General features: G+C 63.8%; 18 protein-coding genes. 16 read left to right on the top strand and 2 right to left on the bottom strand.

Translation table 11 applies throughout. From position 1 onward, the window contains the following. The first annotated feature begins 8 nt into the window (after positions 1 to 8). The 14 genes from murD to NKL06_RS30525 all read left to right on the top strand — a co-directional run bounded on the left by murD (position 9) and on the right by NKL06_RS30525 (position 18,493). Positions 9 to 1,409 carry a UDP-N-acetylmuramoyl-L-alanine--D-glutamate ligase gene (murD, locus tag NKL06_RS30590; RefSeq protein ID WP_023690875.1) on the top strand — a complete coding sequence of 467 codons (1,401 nt, stop codon included), beginning with the start codon at positions 9 to 11 and terminating at the stop codon, positions 1,407 to 1,409. After that, positions 1,409 to 2,560, top strand: coding sequence for a putative lipid II flippase FtsW (gene ftsW, locus NKL06_RS30585; RefSeq protein WP_023668275.1), 1,152 nt, complete (start codon positions 1,409 to 1,411; stop codon positions 2,558 to 2,560). Before murD ends, ftsW begins: the two co-directional genes overlap by 1 nt. A gap of 1 nt (position 2,561) precedes the next feature. Further along, positions 2,562 to 3,686, top strand: coding sequence for an undecaprenyldiphospho-muramoylpentapeptide beta-N-acetylglucosaminyltransferase (murG, locus tag NKL06_RS30580; RefSeq protein WP_023688031.1), 1,125 nt, complete (start codon positions 2,562 to 2,564; stop codon positions 3,684 to 3,686). Continuing rightward, complete coding sequence (murC, locus tag NKL06_RS30575) at positions 3,686 to 5,092, top strand: UDP-N-acetylmuramate--L-alanine ligase (RefSeq protein ID WP_023668277.1); 1,407 nt, start codon at positions 3,686 to 3,688, stop codon at positions 5,090 to 5,092. The genes murG and murC overlap by 1 nt, the downstream gene beginning before the upstream one ends. Then, complete coding sequence (gene murB / locus NKL06_RS30570) at positions 5,089 to 6,054, top strand: UDP-N-acetylmuramate dehydrogenase (RefSeq protein WP_031198380.1); 966 nt, start codon at positions 5,089 to 5,091, stop codon at positions 6,052 to 6,054. Before murC ends, murB begins: the two co-directional genes overlap by 4 nt. A gap of 302 nt (positions 6,055 to 6,356) precedes the next feature. Next, a complete protein-coding gene (locus NKL06_RS30565) occupies positions 6,357 to 7,283 on the top strand; it encodes a D-alanine--D-alanine ligase (RefSeq protein WP_023668279.1) in 927 nt (308 codons plus the stop codon). Further along, positions 7,271 to 8,212: a cell division protein FtsQ/DivIB gene (locus NKL06_RS30560; protein WP_023688033.1), complete on the top strand. Its 942-nt coding sequence runs from the start codon at positions 7,271 to 7,273 to the stop codon at positions 8,210 to 8,212. Before NKL06_RS30565 ends, NKL06_RS30560 begins: the two co-directional genes overlap by 13 nt. After that, positions 8,209 to 9,516 (top strand): cell division protein FtsA, encoded by a 1,308-nt coding sequence (ftsA, locus tag NKL06_RS30555; protein ID WP_023688034.1) that lies wholly within the window; start codon positions 8,209 to 8,211, stop codon positions 9,514 to 9,516. Before NKL06_RS30560 ends, ftsA begins: the two co-directional genes overlap by 4 nt. 66 nt (positions 9,517 to 9,582) lie before the next feature. Continuing rightward, positions 9,583 to 11,241: a cell division protein FtsZ gene (gene ftsZ / locus NKL06_RS30550; RefSeq protein WP_023690877.1), complete on the top strand. Its 1,659-nt coding sequence runs from the start codon at positions 9,583 to 9,585 to the stop codon at positions 11,239 to 11,241. Between the two features lie 271 nt (positions 11,242 to 11,512). Beyond that, a complete protein-coding gene (gene lpxC / locus NKL06_RS30545) occupies positions 11,513 to 12,460 on the top strand; it encodes a UDP-3-O-acyl-N-acetylglucosamine deacetylase (protein WP_023668283.1) in 948 nt (315 codons plus the stop codon). A gap of 263 nt (positions 12,461 to 12,723) precedes the next feature. Continuing rightward, positions 12,724 to 13,593 (top strand): outer membrane protein assembly factor BamD, encoded by an 870-nt coding sequence (locus NKL06_RS30540; RefSeq protein ID WP_023668284.1) that lies wholly within the window; start codon positions 12,724 to 12,726, stop codon positions 13,591 to 13,593. A 218-nt stretch (positions 13,594 to 13,811) separates the two neighbouring features. Continuing rightward, positions 13,812 to 15,485 (top strand): DNA repair protein RecN, encoded by a 1,674-nt coding sequence (gene recN, locus NKL06_RS30535; protein ID WP_023690878.1) that lies wholly within the window; start codon positions 13,812 to 13,814, stop codon positions 15,483 to 15,485. 111 nt (positions 15,486 to 15,596) lie between these two features. Further along, positions 15,597 to 17,801: an NAD-dependent DNA ligase LigA gene (gene ligA, locus NKL06_RS30530; protein ID WP_023807324.1), complete on the top strand. Its 2,205-nt coding sequence runs from the start codon at positions 15,597 to 15,599 to the stop codon at positions 17,799 to 17,801. Beyond that, positions 17,801 to 18,493 (top strand): DUF2461 domain-containing protein, encoded by a 693-nt coding sequence (locus NKL06_RS30525; RefSeq protein WP_023690879.1) that lies wholly within the window; start codon positions 17,801 to 17,803, stop codon positions 18,491 to 18,493. Before ligA ends, NKL06_RS30525 begins: the two co-directional genes overlap by 1 nt. A 22-nt stretch (positions 18,494 to 18,515) precedes the next feature. Here the strand turns inward: NKL06_RS30525 and NKL06_RS30520 are convergent, their stop codons facing one another. Next, positions 18,516 to 19,274, bottom strand: a complete 759-nt coding sequence (locus NKL06_RS30520; RefSeq protein WP_023807325.1) for an SDR family NAD(P)-dependent oxidoreductase — start codon at positions 19,272 to 19,274, stop codon at positions 18,516 to 18,518. A gap of 597 nt (positions 19,275 to 19,871) precedes the next feature. On the opposite strand from NKL06_RS30520, the gene NKL06_RS30515 reads away from it, so the two are divergent. Beyond that, the gene (locus NKL06_RS30515) at positions 19,872 to 20,600 is read left to right on the top strand and encodes an AzlC family ABC transporter permease (RefSeq protein WP_023690881.1); all 729 of its coding nucleotides are present in this window, start codon (positions 19,872 to 19,874) and stop codon (positions 20,598 to 20,600) included. Next, positions 20,597 to 20,893, top strand: a complete 297-nt coding sequence (locus NKL06_RS30510) for an AzlD family protein (protein ID WP_023690882.1) — start codon at positions 20,597 to 20,599, stop codon at positions 20,891 to 20,893. The genes NKL06_RS30515 and NKL06_RS30510 overlap by 4 nt, the downstream gene beginning before the upstream one ends. Positions 20,894 to 21,048: 155 nt before the next feature. Here NKL06_RS30510 and NKL06_RS30505 read toward each other — a convergent pair whose 3' ends face one another. After that, positions 21,049 to 22,899: an aminopeptidase P family protein gene (locus tag NKL06_RS30505; protein WP_023690883.1), complete on the bottom strand. Its 1,851-nt coding sequence runs from the start codon at positions 22,897 to 22,899 to the stop codon at positions 21,049 to 21,051. Positions 22,900 to 22,913 lie beyond the last annotated feature (14 nt).

The raw sequence follows: 22,913 nt of genomic DNA, 5'->3' as shown, positions 1-22,913 counted from the left end.
GAACCCGCTTGATCCCCGCCGCATCCTTTTCGGGCAAACGCGTTTCGCTCTTCGGGCTCGGTGGCTCGGGGATCGCCACGGCGCGCGCGCTGATCGAGGGCGGCGCCGACGTGCTCGCCTGGGACGACAATCCCGATAGCGTCGCCAAGGCCGCTGGCCAAAGCATTGCGACCGCCGATCTGCGCGGCGCCGACTGGTCGAAATTCTCGGCCTTCGTGCTCTCGCCCGGCGTGCCGCTGACGCATCCCAAGCCGCACTGGACGGTGGAGTTGGCGCGTGGCTCCGGCGTCGAGGTGATCGGCGATATCGAATTGTTCTGCCGCGAGCGGATTGCGCGCGCGCCTGATGCGCCGTTCATCGCTATCACCGGCACCAACGGCAAGTCGACGACCACGGCGCTGACCGCGCATATCCTCAAATCGGCAGGGCGCGACACGCAGATGGGCGGCAATATCGGCCGGGCCATCATGACGCTCGATCCACCGCAGGCTGACCGGGACTATGTCGTCGAGTGTTCGTCCTACCAGATCGATCTCGCGCCCTCGATCAACCCGACGGCCGGCATCCTGCTCAACCTGACGCCCGACCATCTCGACCGCCACGGCACCATGCAGCACTACGCTTCGATCAAGGAGCGGCTGGTCGCCGGCAGCGAGACAGCCATTGTCGGCGTCGACGATAGCTGGTGCGCGCAGATCGCCGACCGGCTGGAGAGGGCGGGCCGACAGGTGATCCGCATCTCCAAGCGGCTGCCGCTGACCGACGGTTATTTCGCCGATGGCTCCGATCTGATGGAAGCCGTGCATGGCCGTTACAGCCGCGTCGCCTTCCTCGAAGGCATCGGTTCGTTGCGCGGCCAGCACAATGCGCAGAACGCGCTTGCCGCCGTCGCCGCCTGCCTCAGGGTCGGCTTGAGCCTCGGCGAGATCCAGGCGGGACTGGAAAGCTTTCCCGGGTTGGCGCATCGCATGGAGCAGGTCGGCCGCAAGGATCATGTGCTGTTCGTCAACGATTCCAAGGCGACCAATGCCGATGCGGCGGCACCGGCGCTGTCGAGTTTTTCGCGCATTTACTGGATCGCCGGCGGACTGCCCAAGGAAGGCGGGATCGAGCCGCTGCGCGGTTTCTTCCCGCGCATCGCCAAGGCCTATCTGATCGGCGAGGCGGCGCCCGCATTCTCGGCGACGCTCGGCGAAGCCGTGCCCTATGAAATCTCGGGCACGCTGGCCGCCGCGGTCGACCATGCCGCGAAAGACGCGGCCAAGGATGACAGCGGCGAGGCGGTGGTGCTGCTGTCGCCGGCCTGCGCCAGTTTCGACCAGTTCAAGAATTTCGAAGTTCGCGGCGAAGCCTTCAGGCAAGCTGCGAATGCTATCGAGGGCGTGAAACCCATCGGAGGGGCACGATAATGCAAAGCCGTCTCGACAAAAGCCCGGTTGCAACCTGGTGGTGGACGATCGATCGCTGGTTCCTGGCGGCGTTCCTGTCGCTGATGGGGCTTGGCATCGTCTTGTCCTTTGCGGCAAGCCCGGCGGTGGCCGAACGCATCGGCCTCGACAGTTTCCACTTTGCCACCAGGCAGATCATCTTTACCGTGCCGGCGCTCGGCGTGATGCTGGCAGTGTCCTTCCTGGAATCGCGGCAGATCCGGCGCATGGCGCTGATCATCCTGGGCATCATGCTGGTGCTGATGGTGGCCGTGCTCTATATCGGCGTCGAGGTGAAAGGCGCGCGGCGCTGGGTGTCGTTTGTCGGCATGTCGATCCAGCCGTCGGAATTCCTGAAACCCGCCTTCGTCATCGTCTGCGCCTGGCTGTTCGCAGAACACAAGCGCCAGCCCGACATTCCGGGCAATTTGTTTGCCATGCTGCTGCTAATCCTGGTCATCTCGCTTCTGGTGGCGCAGCCCGATCTCGGCCAGACCATGCTGGTGACCGGCACCTGGGGCGTCATGTTCTTCATGGCCGGCCTGCCCTGGCTATGGATCATCGCGCTTGGCGCCACCGGCGCCGGCGGCCTGTTTGCCGCTTATACGGTGTTCCCGCACGTCGCCGCCCGCATCGACAAATTCCTGACCGGCGAAGGCGACACGTTCCAGGTCGACATGGGCCGCGAGGCGCTGATCAACGGCCACTGGTTCGGCGTCGGGCCGGGCGAGGGCACGGTCAAGCGGGTCATTCCCGACGCGCATGCCGACTTCGTCTTTTCGGTCGCCGGCGAAGAGTTCGGGCTGATCATGTGCTTCTTCATCATGTCGATCTTCGCCTTCATCGTGCTGCGCGGCCTCAGCACGGCGCTGAAGGAACATGATGATTTCACCCGCTACGCCGTCGGCGGTCTCGTCACCGTGTTCGGCCTGCAGTCGGTCATCAACATGTGCGTCAACCTGCAACTGATGCCGGCCAAGGGCATGACGCTGCCTTTCATCTCCTATGGCGGCTCCTCGCAGATCGCCATTGCCATCTCGATGGGCATGGTGCTGGCGCTGACCCGCAAGCGACCGGAAAAGCGCAAGCAGATGGGCTTTGCCCTGTCGCAGCGCGCCCTGCCGGCGGAGTGATATGGCGCGGGGTGTCATCCTTCTCGCGGCGGGCGGAACAGGCGGACATTTGTTTCCGGCCGAGGCGCTGGCGCATGAGCTGATCGAGCGCGGCTGGAGCGTGCATCTGGCGACGGACGACCGCGCCGAGCGCTTTGCCGGCCATTTCCCGGCCGCCGCCATCCATCCGATCCAGTCGGCGACGATGGGCTCGAAAAACCCTGTCGCGCTGCTTGGCGCGTTCTGGAAGATCTGGCGCGGCGTGCGCCAGGCCTCCGCCGTCATCGCCAGGATCAAGCCTGATGCGGTGGTCGGCTTTGGCGGTTATCCGACCTTGCCACCGCTCTATGCCGCGACGCGGCGCAAGCTGCCGACGCTGATCCATGAGCAGAACGCGGTGATGGGCCGCGCCAACCGGGCGCTGTCCGGGCGCGTCGATGCCATTGCCGGCGGCTTCCTGCCGCAAGATGAAAGCGCCACAGGCGCCAAGACGGTGACGACCGGCAATCCGGTCAGGCCGCCAATCCTGGAGGCGGCAAAGACGCCCTATAAGGCATCCCAAGGGGCGGATCCGTTCAGGCTCCTGGTGTTCGGCGGCAGCCAGGGCGCGCAGTTCTTTTCCGATGCCATGCCGGCGGCGATCGCACTTCTGCCGGAGGCGCAGCGCAAGCGGCTGGTGATCACCCAGCAGGCCCGCGCCGACGACGTGGCGCGGGTGAAGGCTGGCTATGCGGCACTCGGCGTCCATGTCGAGGTCTCGCCCTTCTTCACCGATATGGCACAGCGCATGGGCGCGGCGCATCTGGTGATCTCGCGCTCCGGCGCCTCGACGGTTTCGGAGATCGCCGTCATCGGCCGGCCGGCGCTGCTGGTGCCTTATCCCTATGCGCTGGATCACGATCAGGCGGCGAACGCAGCCGCCCTTGCCGCGGCGGGCGGCGGCGAGGTGCATCCGCAATCGTCACTGTCGCCGGAGCGCATCGCGGCTCTCATTGGCGGGCTGATGGACACTCCCGAGCGGCTGACGGCCATGGCTGCCGGAGCGAAGTCGGCTGGCCGGCCGAACGCGGCACGGTTGCTCGCTGATCTCACAGAGGCTATTGCGTCCAGAAAAACCGTTTCGGATTTCAGGAAAGGGACGCATTGATGAAGATGCCGCAGACCATCGGCCTTGTGCATTTCATCGGCATTGGCGGGATCGGCATGAGCGGCATCGCCGAGGTTCTGCACAATCTCGGCTACAAGGTGCAGGGTTCGGACCAGGCCGACAGCGCCAATGTCCAGCGGCTGCGCGACAAGGGCATCGAATGCTTTGTCGGCCACAAGGCCGAGAATATCGGCGCGGCCGAAGTGGTGGTCGTCTCCACCGCGATCAAGAAATCCAATCCCGAGCTGAAGGCCGCGCGGGAGAAGTTGCTCCCAATTGTCCGCCGGGCCGAGATGCTGGCCGAACTGATGCGCTTCCGCCAGGCGGTCGCGATCGGTGGCACGCATGGCAAGACCACAACCACGTCGATGGTGGCGACGCTGCTCGATGCCGGCGGGCTCGACCCGACGGTGATCAATGGCGGCATCATCAATGCCTATGGCACCAATGCCCGTATGGGCGATGGCGAGTGGATGGTGGTCGAAGCCGACGAAAGCGACGGCACCTTCCTCAAGCTGCCGGCCGAGATCGCCGTCGTCACCAACATCGATCCCGAGCATCTGGACCATTATGGCAGTTTCGACAAGGTGCGCGAGGCCTTCCGGCAATTCGTCGAGAACGTGCCGTTCTACGGTTTTGGCGTGATGTGCACCGACCATCCGGAAGTACAGGCGCTGGTCAGCCGCATCGAGGACCGCCGCGTCATCACCTATGGCGAGAACGCGCAGGCCGATGTGCGTTTCACCAACCACCGCATGGCCGGTGCCGTCTCGGCATTCGACGTGGTGATCCGCGACCGCAAGACCGGCGGCCAGACGACGATATCGGATCTGCGGCTGCCGATGCCCGGCCGCCACAACGTCTCCAACGCCACCGCCGCAATTGCGGTCGCGCATGAACTCGGCCTGTCGGCCGAAGCGATCAAGAAGGGGCTGTCGTCCTTTGCCGGCGTCAAGCGGCGCTTCACCCACACCGGCTCGTGGAACGGCGTCGACATCTTCGACGATTACGGCCACCACCCGGTCGAGATCACGGCGGTGTTGAAAGCGGCGCGCAGCGCCACCAAGGGCCGCGTCATCGCCATTGCGCAGCCGCACCGCTTCACCCGGCTGCACGATCTGTTCGACGAGTTTTCGGTCTGTTTCAACGATGCCGACACGGTGATGGTGGCGCCGGTCTATGCGGCGGGCGAGGAGCCGATCGACGGCGTGACCTCGGAGGCGCTGGTGTCGCGCATCCGCTCCGGCGGCCATCGCGATGCGCGCTACGTCGAAACCCCTGCCGCGATTTCGCCCGTCATTCGCGCGTTGGCGAAACCGGGCGACTTCGTCATCTTCCTGGGCGCCGGCAACATCACCCAATGGGCCTATGCGCTGCCTGGGGAACTCGGCGGTACCGTCTCATGATGCGCGGCCAGGACCTGCTCGACAAACTTGGCGACCGGCTTGCCGGCCTGCGCGGCCGCATCACGCCCAATGCCGAGATGGACAAGATCACCTGGTTCCGCGCCGGCGGTCTGGCGGACGCCCTGTTCCAGCCGGCCGACGAGGAGGATCTGGCTGCCTTCCTGCGCGCCGTGCCGGAGGACATCCCGCTCACCATCGTCGGTATCGGCTCCAACCTCCTGGTGCGCGACGGCGGCATTCCGGGTTTCGTCATCCGGCTTTCGGCAAAGGGCTTTGGCGAGGCCGAGGTGGTTTCGCCGACCGTCATCAAGGCCGGTGCTGCGACGCCCGACAAGCGCGTCGCGGCCGTCGCTTATGAGGCCGGCATTGGCGGCTTTCATTTCTATCACGGCATTCCCGGCGCCATCGGCGGGGCGCTGCGGATGAATGCAGGCGCCAATGGCGTCGAGACGCGCGAGCGCGTCGTGGAAGTGCGCGCACTCGATCGCAAGGGCAATCTCCACACGCTCAGCAATGAAGAAATGGGCTATGCCTATCGTCACTCGGCCGCACCTGCCGGGCTGATCTTCACCTCCGCCATTTTCGAGGGCGTTTTGGAAGACCAGGCGGCGATCAAGGCGGCCATGGACGCCGTCCAGACGCATCGCGAGACGGTGCAGCCCATCCGCGAGAAGACCGGCGGCTCGACCTTCAAGAATCCGGAAGGCACCTCGGCCTGGAAGGAAATCGACAAGGCCGGCTGCCGCGGGCTGATGATCGGCGGCGCGCAGATGTCGCCGATGCACTGCAACTTCATGATCAACACCGGAACAGCGACCGGATACGATCTCGAATATCTCGGCGAGACGGTGCGCGCCCGCGTGCTTGAAAATTCAGGCATCCGCCTGCAGTGGGAAATCAAGCGGCTCGGCAATTTCCGCCCCGGCCATGCCGTGCAGGAATTCCTCGGACAGCTTCTTTAGCGCAAGCTGAAGTTCATGTGATGCTTGAACTTCAAACGGTCTGAAACAACAGCGCCACCGTTGCTCCAAAGACTCACAACACGCTTTTTCCGGCCGTTTTCGCGGAAAGTGAATCTGTCGGAATCATAAGCACTTGCCAGCGAATCAACTCTCTGATTCTCTGCCTTAAAGCGTTTCCTGATTTGAGTCGTTCGACGCGTCGACCGCGTTTTCCGTCTGGGGGGCAACCTGCCGGGAGACTCGGACTCAATCTGGTCGCTGAATGCGTGGTTGCGGGCCCGCCGTGAGAGGGATGACGGGATATGAAGAACAAGCATGTGGCTGTCCTCCTGGGCGGATTCTCGTCCGAGCGGCCCGTGTCTCTGTCTTCGGGAAAGGCGTGTGCGGATGCGCTTGAGAATGAAGGCTACCAGGTTACCCGCGTCGATGTTGCGCGCGATGTCGGCGCCGTGCTCACCGAACTCAAGCCGGATGTCGTCTTCAACGCACTGCACGGCCCGTTCGGTGAAGACGGCACCATCCAGGGCATCCTCGAATATCTGGCCATTCCCTACACCCATTCGGGCGTGCTCGCCTCGGCGCTCGCCATGAACAAGGAGCAAGCCAAGAAGGTCGCCAAGGCTGCCGGCATCGCGGTGGCGGAATCGAAGGTTGCCAGCCGCTTTGCCATCCAGAACAAGCATCCGATGAAGCCGCCCTACGTGGTCAAGCCGGTCAATGAAGGCTCAAGCTTCGGCGTCGTCATCGTGCATGAAGGGCAGTCGCATCCGCCGCAGGTCATCGGCTCGTCCGAATGGAAATATGGCGAGACCGTCATGGTCGAGCGCTACATCCATGGGCGCGAGCTGACCTGCGCCGTCATGGGCGACGTGGCGCTCGGCGTCTGCGAGATCATTCCGACCGGCCATTCCTTCTACGACTATGATTCAAAATACGTCGCCGGCGGATCAAAACACGAAATCCCTGCTAAAATTTCATCAAATATTTACCAAAAAATACAGACACTGGCGCTCAAGGCACATCTGGCTATCGGCTGCCGGGGCGTTTCCCGATCGGACTTCCGCTATGACGACCGTCACTCCGAAAACGGCGAGATTGTCTGGCTCGAGATCAACACTCAGCCGGGCATGACGCCGACGTCTTTGGTGCCTGAAATCGCCGCCCAGGCCGGGCACTCGTTTGGCGAATTGTTGAGTTGGATGGTGGAGGACGCTTCGTGTCTGCGTTGAAATGGGGACAGGACAAGGGCAGGGGCGGCGCCGGGCCGGCGCTGTTCGGCATGCCGTTGTCGTTCGACCATTTCGTGCTGCCGCGCGTGCTGCGCCGGCCGGTGCGCGTGCTGGCGCGCCTGGGCGGCGGCGACTTCGTCGCGCCGCGCTTTTCCGCGGCCATCCTGTCGGCTTCGCTCATTGCATCAAGCAGCCTCTATGGCGCCATTCTCGGCGGTCATGCCGACGACATCGTCCAGAGCATCACCGCCCGGACCGGCTTTGCCGTCGACCAGATCAAGGTGGTCGGCAACCGCCAGACTTCGGAGATCGACATACTGGACCGGCTCGAGCTCGACGGCTGGACGTCACTGATCGGCTTCGATGCCGAGGCCGCGCGTGAACGTATTGATACCTTGCCCTGGGTCGAAGTGGCGGCGGTGCGCAAGGTCTATCCACATACGCTGGAAGTGCGTGTCGAGGAGCGCGAGCCCTTCGCGCTCTGGCAGCAGGGCGCGGAGCTTTCGGTCATCGAACGCTCCGGCGCGGTGATCGCGCCGTTCTCCGGCGGCAAGCAGGCGCTGCTGCCGCTGATCATCGGCACCGGCGCGCCGGCCAAGGCCCCCGACTTCGTGGCCAAGATCAACAAATTTCCCGAGCTCGCGGCTCGGGTCAAAGGCTATATCCGCATCGGCGAACGGCGCTGGGACCTTAAGCTGGAAAACGGCATCACGATCAAGCTGCCCGAGGATGGCGAGGATCAGGCGATTGCCGATCTGGTTCGGATGGACCACGACAACGGGCTTCTGACGCGGGACATCGCCGCCGTCGACATGCGCATCTCCGATCGCCTGGTGGTGCAGCTGACGCCGGAAGCGGCGACGCAGCGCCAGGCCGCGCTCAATGAAAAGCCGCAAAATCTGAAGCGCAAGTCGGGGACGAAGATATGAGCTGGCTTGGCGGCAACAGCGATGCCTCTTCGCGGCGTTCCGGCACGCTCACCGTGCTGGATGTCGGCTCCAGCAAGGTTTGCTGCGTGGTGGCGAAACTGAAGCCGCGCGAGGACGGCAAGCTGTTGCGCGGCCGCTCGCACCGCATCCAGGTGATCGGCATCGGCCACCAGAAATCGCAAGGCGTGAAGTCGGGCGTGGTCGTCGATCTCGACCGCGCGGAGCACGCCATTCGCCTGTCCGTCGACGCAGCCGAACGCATGGCGGGACTGACCGTGGATTCGCTGATCGTCAACATGACGGCCGGCCGGCTGAAGAGCGAAACCTATTCGGCCACCATCAATCTCGGTGGCCATCAGGCCGACGAAGCCGACATCAAGCGCGTGCTTGCCGCCGGCGCCAAGCAGGCGCTCAAGGCCGAACGCGACGTGATCCATTCGCTGCCCGTCGGCTTTTCGCTGGACGCCGAGCGCGGCGTGCGCGATCCGCGCGGCATGGTCGGCGACCAACTCGGCGTCGATATGCATGTGCTGACGGGCGATGCCGCGCCGCTGCGCAATCTGGAGCTCTGCATCAACCGCTCGCATCTTTCGGTCGAGCGCATGGTGGCGACGCCCTATGCCAGCGGGCTTGCGGCCCTGGTCGACGACGAACTGGAAATGGGTGCGGCCTGCATCGACATGGGCGGCGGCACGACGACCATCTCGGTGTTTTCGGAAGGCAAATTCGTCCACGCCGATGCCATTGCCATCGGCGGCAATCATGTGACGCTCGATATGGCCAAGGGCCTGTCGACCTCGCTCGACGCCGCGGAGCGGCTGAAGGTGATGCATGGTTCGGCGCTGCCCGGCAGTGCCGACGATCGCGACCTGGTCTCGATCCAGCCGATCGGCGAAGACGGCGAGATGCCGCTGCAGATCCCGCGCTCGGTGATGACGCGCGTCATCCGCGCCCGCATCGACGAGACGCTGGAACTGTTGCGCGACCGGCTGAACAAGTCGGGCTACGGCAATGCCGTGGGAAAACGCGTCGTGCTGACCGGCGGCGCCAGCCAGCTTGCGGGTCTCCCCGAGGCGGCGCGCCGCATTCTGGGACGCAATGTGCGCATCGGACGCCCGCTCGGCGTGGCGGGCCTGCCGGAAGCTGCCAAGGGGCCGGCTTTCTCGACGGCGGTCGGGCTGCTGATCTATCCGCAGATGGCGAGCTTCGAGAGCCATCCGGCGAAAGGAATTTCCGGTCTCAGGATGACCGGGACGGGCGGAAAACTGCATCGCATGAGTCAGTGGTTGAGAGACAGTTTCTAATTGACGGGGACAGCCCCATAGGCGGCCGCGGCGGCGAAGCGGCGGGAAAGGCAAAGGACGGAGACAATGACGATCAATCTGCAAAAGCCGGACATCACCGAGCTCAAGCCGCGGATCACCGTATTCGGTGTCGGCGGCGGCGGCGGCAATGCCGTCAACAACATGATCACCGCGGGCTTGCGCGGTGTCGAGTTCGTCGTGGCCAACACCGATGCACAGGCGCTGACCATGTCGAAGGCCGAGCGGCTGATCCAGCTCGGCGCGCATGTAACCGAGGGGCTCGGCGCCGGCTCGCAGCCTGAAGTGGGCCGTGCGGCGGCGGAAGAGTGCATCGATGAGATCATCGATCATCTCTCCAACACCCATATGTGCTTCGTCACCGCCGGTATGGGTGGCGGCACCGGAACCGGTGCGGCTCCCGTGGTTGCCCGCGCGGCGCGCGAACGGGGTATCCTCACCGTCGGCGTCGTCACCAAGCCGTTCCATTTCGAAGGCCAGCGCCGCATGAAGACGGCGGATCTCGGCATCGAGGAGCTGCAGAAATGTGTCGATACCCTGATCGTCATCCCCAACCAGAACCTGTTCCGGCTGGCCAATGACAAGACCACCTTTGCCGACGCCTTCGCCATGGCCGACCAGGTGCTCTACTCCGGTGTTGCCTGCATCACCGACCTGATGGTCAAGGAAGGTCTGATCAATCTCGACTTCGCCGACGTGCGTTCGGTGATGCGCGAAATGGGCAAGGCGATGATGGGCACCGGCGAAGCTTCGGGCGAGGGCCGCGCGATGGCCGCCGCCGAGGCGGCGATCGCCAATCCGTTGCTCGACGAGACCTCGATGAGGGGCGCCAAGGGCCTGCTGATCTCGATCACCGGCGGCCGCGACCTAACCCTGTTCGAAGTCGACGAGGCCGCGACCCGCATCCGCGAGGAAGTCGATCAGGACGCCAACATCATCCTCGGCGCCACCTTCGACGAGGAACTCGAAGGCGTCATCCGCGTCTCGGTGGTCGCCACCGGCATCGACAAATCGGCAGCTGAAATTGCCGCGGCGCCGATCTCGATCCGGGCCGTGGCGCCGCAGCAGAAGCCGGTCAGCCGCCCAGCGGCTCCGGGGGCGGAAGGCCGTCCGGCACCGGTCCAGCAGCAGACCTATGAGCAGCGCGCGGCCGATCCGGTGGCCGAGGCGATCCAACTTGCCGAGGCCAATGCGGCGGCAATGGCTCGTCCGACGCCGATGGCCCAGGCGGAAGATTTCCGCCCGCAGAGCAAGATCTTCCAGGCCCCGCCTGCCCAGCCGCAGCCTGTCGTGCAGCAGGTGATGCAACCGGCGCCGATGCGGGAAATGCCGCAGCCGGTGGCTGCCGCACCGCAGCGCATGCCGCGGGTGGAGGATTTTCCGCCTGTGGTGCGGGCCGAGGTGGAAGCCAAGGGCCGTCCGGCCGACCATGAAAACAGCGGGCCGATGGGGCTGCTCAAGCGGCTGACCAACGGGCTGACGCGCCGCGAAGAAGAGCCGGCCCGGTTGCAGCCGGCACAGCCGCGCGAACCGAAACTGCGCCAGGCGGCGCCGGAAATGCGCCGCCTTGCCAGCCAGGATCCGCAGCTTTACGCGCCGCGCCGCGGTCAGCTCGACGATCAGGGCCGGTTGACGCCGCAGACCAGGTCGACCCAGGAAGACGACCAGCTGGAGATACCGGCTTTCCTGCGCCGCCAGGCCAACTGAGCCGTTAACGGTATGTAACACTTGTTAACAGGCAGACGAGAGATTGTCTGCCTGTTAACGTTTAAAGTGGTTTAATAACAAGGCGTTACGATGTGACGCTCAAGGTCTGTCGCGGTTACACAGAGTAAGAAACCGTGATTTGGAGTCTCCCTGACAGACCATTATCTTTGCCGCAGCACTTTCGGTGTGCTGGGATTCGGGGAAGTGGCCCTGCCTGCCGATAAAAAAGAGCCGCGCCTTTTGGGTTAAAGCGGACTTAGGCGTTTGGGCTATGGGGTTTGTCTTGCAAGACTATCAGACGACACTGAAATCGCGTGCAACGCTGACCGGTACCGGCGTTCACAGCGGCAAACCGGTCACCGTCAATTTCCTCCCTGCGGACGCCGACACCGGCGTGCTCTTCCACCTTTCGAACGGAAGCGAGAGCCGCGAGTTCCGCGCGCTGGTTGCTGAAGTCGGCGCGACCGATCTCTGCACCATGCTCGGCGATCCGGCAGGCGAGCATATCGCCACCGTCGAACATCTGATGGCGACGCTTTTCGGGCTCGGCATCGACAACATCGTCATCGAGATCGACGGTCATGAGGTTCCGATCCTCGATGGCAGTGCGGTGGCGTTCGTGGAAGCCATCGACCAAGCCGGCATCGAGACGCTGGCGGTCAAGCGCCGCTACATCAGGGTGGTCAAGCCCGTCCGCATCGAGAATGGCGCGTCCTGGGCCGAGTTCAGGCCCTATAGCGGCACGCGCTTCGAGGTCGAGATCGATTTCGAAAGCCCGGCGATCGGCCGCCAGCTATTCGCCTCCGACATCAACCCCGACATCTTTCGCCAGGATATCGCGCGCGCCCGCACCTTCGGCTTCATGAAGGATGTCGAGCGGCTGTGGGCGGCCGGCTATGCGCTGGGCTCCTCGCTGGAGAACTCGCTGGTGATCGGCGACGACAACCGGGTGATCAACATGGGCGGCCTGCGCTACCCCAATGAGTTCGCTCGCCACAAGACGATGGACGCGATGGGCGATCTGGCGCTGGCCGGCGCCCGTTTCATTGGTTGTTTCCGCTCCTATCGCGGCGGTCACCGGATGAATGCGGCCGCTTTGCGGCGGCTTCTGTCCGACCGTTCGGCCTTTGAGGTCGTCGAGACCACGCGCCGCGAGCGCGGCCGCACCGCCGAGATGAGCGCCGTCACCGGCCCTGTCTTTGCACCTTGGGTGATCTGATTCTTAACGATTTTCTGGCTTTCTGAGCGCGGGCTGGTGTTGCATGAATGCATCACCGGCGGGTGAAAGCGCATAGCGTTCGAGCCAACACCAAGTCGCCACAAAAATGTGCGATTGGCTAGACATAGCGTTGCTGGGCAAGGCAGTTATGGTTTATGGCTGCTGCCGTGTGTTAGGCGCATGTCGCTCAAAAGTGGGGATCAGTTTTGAGGGAACGCCATGCGAAAGGCATTGAACTAACGCCGAAAGGGCGCAATCTAATCATGTTCTTCAAGCGAGTTGGTCAATCGAAAGCGCCGTATCGGGCTGTTTTCCTGGCGCTTTCGGTGGTTGTGCCATCGCTGTTCCTCTCGGCCTGCATGTCGTCCGAGAAAGACGTCGACCTGTCGACCTATGTCGACCAGACCGAACCGGCCGACGTCCTTTACAATCAAGGCCTTGCCAATCTCAATGCCGGCCGCCTGGATGAGGCGAGCAAGAAGTTCGACGCCGTCGACCGCCAGCACCCCTATTCGGAATTCGCCCGCAAGTCGATGGTGATGGGCGCCTTCGCCGACTACCGCGCCGGCCGTTATGACGAAGCGATCGGCTCGGCAAAGCGCTATCTGACGCTTTATCCGTCGACCGACGACGCGGCTTACGCCCAGTATATTATCGGGCTGAGCTACTACAAGCAGATCAAGGACGTCACCCAGGATCAGAAGGAAGCACGCCAGACCGTGCAGACGATGCAGGATCTGGTGACGCGCTGGCCGACGTCGGAATATGTCGACGACGCCAAGGAAAAGATCCGTTTCGCCAACGACCAGCTGGCCGGCAAAGAGATGCAGATCGGCCGCTATTATCTCGAGCGGCGCGAATACATTGCTGCCGTCAAGCGCTTCCGCAACGTTGTCGAGAACTATTCCAACACCCGCCATGTCGAAGAGGCGCTGGCGCGTCTGGCCGAAAGCTACTACGCGATGGGCTTGACCTCGGAAGCGCAAACCGCCGCTGCTGTGCTCGGCACCAATTATCCCGACAGCCAATGGTACAAGGATACCTACAAGCTGTTGCAGAGCAACGGGCTTGAGCCGCGCGAGAATGCCGGATCGTGGATATCCAAGGCCGGCAAGCTGATCACCGGCGCCTGACGCCCGAGCATCGACTGAGGCGGAACGCGCTTTTCGGATTGATCCGACGCTCAAACAAAAAGATAGTGCGGCGCTGCGACTCCATCGGTCGCATGCCGCTTCACAGCGGTTCAGTGGTTTGATTGAGGCGCTGAACCGTCCTAACTTTTTGTTCTACGCAATTCCGGACGGAAAACCGCTACGCACTTTTCCTGGAATTGCTTGAGGTCCGGGTTCTGATGCTTTCCAGACTGTCGATCCGCGATATCGTCCTGATCGAGAAGCTGGATATCGACTTCCAGCCCGGCCTTTCCGTGCTGACCGGTGAAACCGGCGCCGGCAAATCCATCCTTCTCGACGCGCTGTCGCTGGCGCTTGGCGCCCGCGGCGACGCCTCGCTGGTGCGGCACGGTGCTGCCCAGGGCCAGGTCATTGCCGTCTTCGATGTGCCGCGCAACCACCCGGTGCGCGCGCTGCTGGCCGAGAACGCCATCGAGGATGACGGCGACATCATCCTGCGCCGGCTGCAGACGGCGGATGGCCGTACCCGTGTCTTCGTCAACGACCAGCCGTCCAGCGTCACGCTGATGCGCGACATCGGCCACGCGCTGGTCGAGATCCACGGCCAGCATGACGAGCGCGCCCTGGTCGATCCAGGCGCGCATCGCGAATTGCTGGACAGTTTTGGCGGCCATCTCGGCGCCGCCCGCGCGACCGGCGAGGCGTGGCGCTACTGGCGCGGCGCCGAGCAGGAGTTTGCCAGGCACCGCGCCAAGGTCGAGGCAGCGGCGCGCGAGGCCGATTATCTCAGGGCCTCGGTGGCGGAACTGGCAAAGCTCGATCCGCAGCCCGGCGAAGAGACGCAACTGGCCGAATTGCGCGCCACGATGATGCGGGCCGAAAAGATCGCCTCGGAAATACACGATGCGCAGGATGTGCTGTCAGGCCCGTCCTCGCCACTGCCGCAACTGGCCAGTTTGCTCAGGCGCCTGCAGCGCAAGGCCAGCGAAGCGCCGGGCCTGCTCGAGGATGTGGTGAAGTCGCTGGATGAGGCGATGCTGTCGCTGGATGCCGCGCAATCGGGCGTCGAGGCGGCATTGCGCGCCACCGAATACGACCCGCAGCGGCTGGAGAAGGCGGAAGAGCGGCTGTTTTCGCTGCGTGCGGCGTCACGCAAGCACAGTGTCGCTGTCGACGATCTGGCGCAACTGCGCGACACCATGTTGGCCGATCTCGCCGATCTCGATGCCGGCGAGGGGCGCCTGCATCTCTTGGAAAAGCAGGCCTCAGCGGCGCGCGAAGCCTACGATATTTCCGCAGCCCAGCTCTCCGCCCTTCGCCATGCGGCCGCGGTCGGCCTGACCAAGGCTGTGATGGCCGAATTGCCGGCGCTGAAGCTGGAACGGGCTGAGTTCATCGTCGAACTGGCCAGCGATGGCGAGAACCGCATGGAAGAAGGCATCGACCAGGTCGAGTTCTGGGTGCGCACCAATCCCGGCACCAGGCCTGGGCCGATGATGAAGGTCGCCTCCGGCGGCGAGCTGTCGCGCTTCCTGCTGGCGCTCAAGGTGGCGCTGGCCGACCGTGGCTCGGCGCCGACATTGGTCTTCGACGAGATCGACACCGGCGTCGGCGGCGCCGTGGCCGATGCGATCGGCCAAAGGCTGGCCAGGCTGTCGAAGCGCGTGCAGGTGCTGTCGGTCACGCATGCTCCGCAAGTGGCGGCACGTGCTGCGACGCATTTCCTGATCTCCAAATCCGGCGGCTCGGACAAGGTTGCCACCGGCATTGCCGAGATGGACCGGGCGGCGCGCCAGGAAGAGATTGCGCGCATGCTGGCCGGCGCCACCATCACCGAAGAGGCGCGCGCAGCCGCCGAACGGCTGCTACGCGAGAATATTGCTGCAGCGTAGTCGTCGCAAGGCTTTCGGACTGAGTCAGGATATGGCTCCATCCCGCTGTTCAGGAATGCTTTTTCCGAAATCCTGATTTATGGTGTCGCGCCACTGTCCAGGGACCGCTGCATGTCTGAAAAACCAGTCGAATCGTTGAGCGAAAGCGAAGCCGCGGATGAGCTCCAGCGGCTGGCCGAGGAGATCGCCGGTCATGACCGGCGCTATCATGCCGAGGACGCCCCGACGATTACGGACGCGGAATATGACGCGTTGCGGCGGCGCAACCTTGCCATCGAGGAGCGGTTTCCCGGTCTGGTACGCGAGGATTCGCCCTCGCTGCGGGTCGGCGCCGCGCCGGCGGAAGGCTTTGCCAAGGTGCGCCATGCGGTGCCGATGCTCAGCCTCGCCAAGGCCTACACAGACGAGGACGTCACCGATTTCATCGAGCGTGGCCGGCGCTTCTTCGACCGCGACAAGGATCTCGACATCGCGTTTACGGCCGAGCCGAAGATCGACGGCCTGTCGGCGTCGCTGCGCTATGAACGCGGTGTGTTCGTGCAGGGTGCTACGCGCGGCGACGGCGCTGTCGGCGAGGACATCACCGCCAATCTCAGGACCATCGCCGACATCCCCGCCAAACTGAAAGGATCGGGCTGGCCCGAGACCATCGAGATCCGCGGCGAAGTCTACATGACCTATGCGGAATTCGAGGCACTGAAGGCCCGCTCGGCGGCGGTGGGGGGCCAGGACTATGTCAATCCGCGCAACACGGCAGCGGGCTCCTTGCGACAGAAGGATGCGTCCGTCACCGCCAGCCGCAATCTTAAGTTTTTTGCCTATGCCTGGGGCTACACGACAGCGGATCCGGCGCCGACCCAATATGATTCGGTGCAGAAATTCGCCGAATGGGGGTTCAAGGTCAGCCCGTTGATGGTGCGGGCGAAGTCGGTCGAGGAGCTGATCGCGCACTACCACAAGATCGAGGAGCTGCGTTCGTCGCTCGGCTACGACATCGACGGTGTCGTCTACAAGGTCGACCAGCTGGAATTGCAGCGTCGCTGGGGCTTTGTCACCGGCGAGCCGCGCTGGGCCGTTGCGCACAAATTCCCGGCCGAACAGGCGATGACGACGGTGCAGAAGATCGACATCCAGGTCGGTCGTACCGGTACGCTGGCGCCGGTGGCGCGGCTGGCGCCCGTCACGGTCGGCGGCGTGGTGGTCGAAAACGTCACGCTGCACAATGAGGACTACATCAAGGGCTTCGACAGCAACGGCCTGCCGATTCGCGACGGCATCGATGTCCGCATCGGTGACACGGTTGTCATACAACGGGCGGGCGATGTCATTCCGCAGATCGTCAGCGTCGTCGTCGACAAGCGGCCGCCTGATGCGGTGCCTTACGAATTCCCGCACATTTGTCCGGTCTGCGGCTCGCCGGCGACGCGCGAAATCAACGAAAAGACCGGCAAGGAGGATTCGCGCCGGCGCTGCACCGGCGAGCTGATCTGCGCCGCGCAGGCCGTGGAGCGGCTGCGTCATTTCGTGTCGCGCGGCGCGCTCGACATCGAGGGGCTGGGCGCCGAGAATATCGACCTGTTCTTCAATTCGGGACTGGTCAAGACCGCCGCCGATATCTTCACCCTCAGGGATCGCCGCCCGGCCGTCACCAGGGCGCTGGCCGAGCGGCGCGAGGAGCAGGCGCGGCTGCGCGAGGCGGCATCGGGCAAGGCGCGCAAGAATGTGCGCGGTGTCGAGGACCGCAATTATGAAGGTCTCGACAAGCTGTTCGCGGCCATCGATTCGCGCCGCCAGCCGGAGCTCGACCGCTTCATCTTCGCACTCGGCATCCGCCATATCGGCGAAACGACGGCGGCCGTGCTTGCCCGGACGTTTTCGACCATCGAGGAGCTGATCCGCGTCGGCAAGGAAACGGCGGCGGCTGAGGATCCGCACAGCGTCTTCCCCTCCATCAACGGCATTGGCGATACAGTGATCGATGCGTTGCGCGATTTCTTCGGCAATGAACGCAATGACGACGTGCTCGACAGACTGCTCGAACAGGTCAAGCCGAAGCCGTATGTCGTCACCGTGTCGACCAACAGCGAGGTTGCCGGCAAGACCATCGTCTTCACCGGCACGCTGGAAAAGATGACACGCTCCGAAGCCAAGGCGATGGCCGAACGGCTCGGCGCCAAGGTGGCGGGTTCGGTGTCGACGAAGACCGATCTGCTGGTGGCCGGGCCGGGCGCCGGCTCCAAACTGAAGCAGGCCAGCGAACTCGGCGTCGAAGTCATCGACGAGGACACCTGGCTGCAACGGGTCGGCAAGGCGTGATGGCCGGTTCGTTCAAAGGGTTCGGGCAAAAGGCCATACCGTTCCTCAAGGCGCTCGACTTCCACCAGAGCCGCGAATGGTTCCAGGAAAACCGCGCGCTTTACGACAGCGAGTTGCATGAGCCGTTCTGCGATCTGGTCGAGACGCTGACCGAGCGCTTCGCGGCGGCGGGTCTGGGCTTGCGCGGAGACCGCAAGAAGTCACTGTTTCGCATCAACCGCGACGTGCGCTTCGCCAAGGACAAGCGGCCCTACAACCAGCATTTGTCGGCCATGCTGTCGCCGGATGGCACCAAGATGGAGCAGGGCGTGTTCTTCGTCTATGTCGGGATCGACCGCTGCTTTGCCGATGTCGCCTGGTGGAATCCGGAGCCGTCCCTGCTGCTGGCGATGCGCAAGGCGATCGTCGCCCGGCCGGCCGAGTTCCGAAAACTGCTCTCAACGCTGAAGAAAAACGGCTTCGAACTTGAAACCGAGGGCGGCATGAAGCGCACGCCGCGTGGCTTCGAGCAGGTCAACGAACCCGATCTTGTCGACGCCATCCGCAACCGGCACTTCTATGTCCAGCACATGATCGATCCGGCTGGAATTCACGCGCCGACGCTGGTCGACGAGCTTGTCGATTTCGCCTTGCGCGCCAAGCCGCTGCTCGACTGGGGCAGGGCGATCCAGGGCACGGCACCGCGGAGCTAAATCAGCCCGGCGCACTGCACGGCTACATCCGCATCAAAAGACCACCGTCGACTGCCAGTTCGATGCCGGTGATGTAGCTTGCCGCATCGGAAAGCAGGAATAGCGCGGCATTGGCCATGTCCTGCGGCGTGCCGATGCGGCCGAGCGGCGCATAATTGGCAACGGCCGCGCGTTTCTCCTCGGTGTCCCAGCGCGCCTGCAGCGGCGTCAACGCCATACCCGGGCAGATCGAATTGGAGCGGATGCCATCGCCCGCCAACTGCATGGCGAGCGACTTCGACAGCGCACAGACGCCGGCCTTCGATGCCTGGTAGGCATCCTGCGGGGTCGGATCGCCGCGATACCACTGGATGGTGGAGAAGTGCACCATGGCGCCGCCGCGTCCGCCGGCCCGCATATGGGGAACCACCGCCCGCGCGGTGTGGACGAAGGATTTCAGATTGATGTTGAAGACCTGGTCCCAGACATCGAGGTCCATCTCGAGGGCCGATTTGTCGCGACCGAACCAGAGCACGCCTGCGACATTGGCGAGATAATCGATGCCGCCGCGCTCGCGGCCCGCGGCATTGATGGTCTGCTCGACGAAGGCGGCGTCGGTGAGGTCGCCCTGGGCAAAGGTGAGCCGGTCGTCATAGACGGCAAGCGACGCCGGACGCGGCTTGACGTCGATGGCGGTGACCGAGGCGCCGGCCTCGAGCAGCGCCAGCGAGATCGCCTCGCCCATGCCGCCACCGGCGCCGGTGATGACTGCGTGCCTGCCGGTGAAATCATAAGCGATCATCCGAACCCCTCTGTGCTTCTTTCTGCTCGCCACCTTCATGACTCGCTTCCAGACGCCAGGCAAGGAAAGCGCACGTCTCGCACATCACCGACTTCGAATGGCGGCGTTATTTCGTCAGCTGAGGTGAGTAAAGCCAATGCCATCTTTGGCCTAAATAAGCCAAGCGATCACAGTTAGTGAGCGTTACAGAGCCGATAGATGATGATACAGAGTAGGGAAAGGTGTCGTAAAAAAAGACTGTAGGCTTGGGCGGCCAAAGGCGGGGGCTACTGATTTGAAAAAGGGAAACGAAATTACCCTTTCTGGTGTTAGCGATTCGGATGCCGAATTGTCCGGCGATCTCGCGATCCACATCCCTCGCAAAGAAACTTTTCGAGTTAGTCAAAACAAGACCCCCCTTTATTTCATGCGTGACGTAATTATAGCTATCGTTGTCGCGCTTTTTGCGAATTACATTTTCCCAAGATATTCGGAATATCTCCATTAGCTAATGTACGGTTGGCGGCGATCATTTCCGCTGATCATTTGGCTCAAGCGAATTGGTGTGACAGCCCGCCGGCTCTCACCTACATACCGCGCTTCGTGAAGGAGCGGTCTATGGCGGTGGAAGCAATTTCCGAAAAAAGTGCGAAGAGCGAGTTCTGGGACGGCGTGCGGCTGTCGATGCCAGTGGTCGTTGCGGCGGCGCCGTTTGGGTTGCTGTTCGGCGCCATCGCCGTCGACAACGGCTTTTCCGTTCTCGAAGCTTTTTTGATGAGCGCGCTGATCTTCGGCGGCGCCAGCCAGATGGTCGGCATCGAATTGTTCGGTCAGCATGTCGCGCCATGGCTGATCGTGCTGTCAATCTTCGCGGTAAACTTCCGTCACGTGCTTTACTCCGCCAGCATCGGTCGGCGCATCGCGCATTGGCCGGTCATCCAGCAGGGGCTGGGCTATTTCGTGCTCACCGATCCGCAGTTCGCGGTGGCCGAGCGCAGGGCCGAAGCCGGCGAGTCCGTTGGATTTGCGTGGTACATGGGCCTTGGCCTGCCGGTCTATGTGTTCTGGGGGATTGAAAGCGCGCTGGGCGCGGTGTTCGGCAAGCTGATCCCGGACACGCATGCGCTGGGCATCGATTTCCTGCTGCCGATCTATTTCCTTGGCCTGGTCATGGGCTTTCGCAAGCGGCCGCTGTGGCTGCCGGTGGTGATTGCCAGTGCCGCTGCCTCGATCATTGCCTACAAGACGGTGGGATCGCCGTGGCACGTCTCCATCGGCGCCGCTGCCGGCGTGCTGCTGGCCGTCATCCTGCCGCCGCACCATAGCGGTGTGGAGGCAAAACGATGAGCGCGACTTTGTGGATCATCATTGCCGGCGCGATCGCCACCTATCTCACCCGCGTCGGCGGCCATCTGGTGATCTCGCGCTTCGACCACATCCATCCACGCGTCGAGGCTGGCTTGAACGCCGTGCCGGCGGCGGTGTTGACGACGCTGGTGGCGCCCGCCGCACTCAGCGCCGGACCGGCGGAATGGGCGGCACTGGTCGTCGCCGCTGTGGTCTCGCTGCGCGGCGGCCTGATGGCGATGTTTCTGGCCGGGGCGGTGGTGCTGATCCTAGCGCGGCAGTTTGTGGCATAGGGCGCCTGCCGGGCAGAACAGTTTCGAACGGTCGGCGCCGCCCCTCATTGCCCTGCCGGGCGTTCGTCACTCGAAAAGCCAAGCAATTGGCTTTTCGTCCGCTTCGCGGACCGCTCCTCACCTCCCCGTATAGTGACGGGAGAAAGAAGCTCATTTCAGATCTTGGCGTCGTGCGGCAGCGGCGCTGTTGCCTTCTCCAGCCAGGCCAGCGTCTCGCCGTCGAGCATCGGGCCGATCTCGGCCAGCACCCAGGCATGGTAAGTATCCAGCCAGTGCAACTCCTCGCGCGTCAGCAGGTCGGTGCGGATCAGCCTGATATCGATCGGCGCCAGCGTCAGCGTCTCGAAACCGTGCATGGCGATGTCGCCGCCCTCCACCTGTTCAGCCGGCGTCACCAGGATCAGGTTCTCGATGCGGATGCCGTAGGAGCCTTCCTTGTAATAGCCGGGCTCGTTGGACAGCATCATGCCGGCCAGCAGCTTTTCGGTGCCGGTGCCGGTGCGGGCGATGCGCTGCGGCCCTTCGTGCACCGCCAGATAGGAGCCGACACCATGGCCGGTGCCGTGGGCAAAGTCGCAGCCATGCTTCCACAGCGCCATGCGCGCCACCGCGTCGATTTCCGAGCCGCGCGTGCCGACGGGAAAGCGCAGCGTGGAAATGCCGATCATGCCCTTCAACACCAGCGTGAAGCGCTCGCGCATCTCCTCGGTCGGCTGGCCGATCGGCACCGTGCGGGTGATGTCGGTGGTGCCATCCTGATACTGGGCACCGGAATCGAGCAGGAACAGCTCGCCCTTTGCCAGCTTGCGATTGGTGGCGCGCGAGACGCGGTAGTGCATGATGGCGCCGTTCGGCCCGGCGCCGGAAATGGTGTCGAAGGAGACATCGCGCAGCGGCATCTGCGTTTCCTCGCCGGTCTGCCGGCGCGTTTCCTCCAGCTTGGTGACAACGGTTATTTCGTCGAGCGTGCCCGGCTCCTGCCGTTCCAGCCAGCACAGCAGTTTCGCCACCGCTGCGCCGTCCCGGCGGTGCGCGGCGCGGCTGCCGGCGATTTCCGCTGGGTTTTTGGTGGCGCGCGGAATGCGGGCGGGATCGGCCGCTGAAACAAATGCGCCGCCATTGTCCTCGACCAGCATTCTCAGCTTTTCCGCCGCCAGCACCGGATCGAGCCCGATCTTGGCGCCGCCCTTGGCAAGGGCTGCGACCGCCGCCTCGAATTCGCCGGGCTCGTGCAGATCGGCGAGTTGGGTGAGATAGGCGGCGACCGTGCGCGAAAACTTGCGGCTGTCCATGAACAGCTGATGCTTGCCGTCGGCGGCGAGGATCGCAAAGCCGAGCGCCAGCGGCGTGTGCGGCACGTCACCGCCACGGATGTTGAAGGCCCAGGCGATCGAGGAGGGGTCGGTGAGCACGGCGTGCGTCGCGCCGTCCTTGCCGATTGCCGCCGCCAGCCGCGCCAGCTTGTCCTTGGCCAGTTCGCCGGCAAAGCCGATCGGGTGGATCTCGACCGGCGCCACCGCCGGCTCGGGCTGATCCTTCCAGATGATGTCGATCGGGTTATTGTCCAGCGGCACCAGCGTCGCGCCGGATTGCTCGGCCGAAGCCTTCAGCGCCTTGATGTCGCCAATCGTGTGCAGCCAGGGGTCGAAGCCAAGCGTGGCGCCCTTGCCGAGATTGTCCTTGATCCAGGAGGCCGGCGGGTTGTCGACGAGACTCTCGATCGCAAAAATGTCGAGATCGACCTCGTGGCGCACTTGCAAGGTATAGCGGCCATCGACGAACATGAAGGCGCGGTCACGCTGCACAAGTGCTACGCCGGCCGAGCCGCTGAAGCCGGTCAACCATTTCAGCCTCGCCGAGCGATCGGCGACATATTCGCCCTGGTGCTCGTCCGCGCGCGGCACCAGGAAACCGTCGAGGCCATTATCCGCCAGCCATCGCCGCAGCAACGTCACGCGCGGCTTGCCGACGCTCGGGTCGCCTGCGGAATCGAAGGTCTGGAACATGGTATGCCTCCTGT

Origin of the sequence: Mesorhizobium sp. C268A, from assembly GCF_040324475.1 — a bacterium.
GTDB lineage: Bacteria > Pseudomonadota > Alphaproteobacteria > Rhizobiales > Rhizobiaceae > Mesorhizobium.
This window is presented reverse-complemented; position numbering and strand designations above follow the sequence as displayed.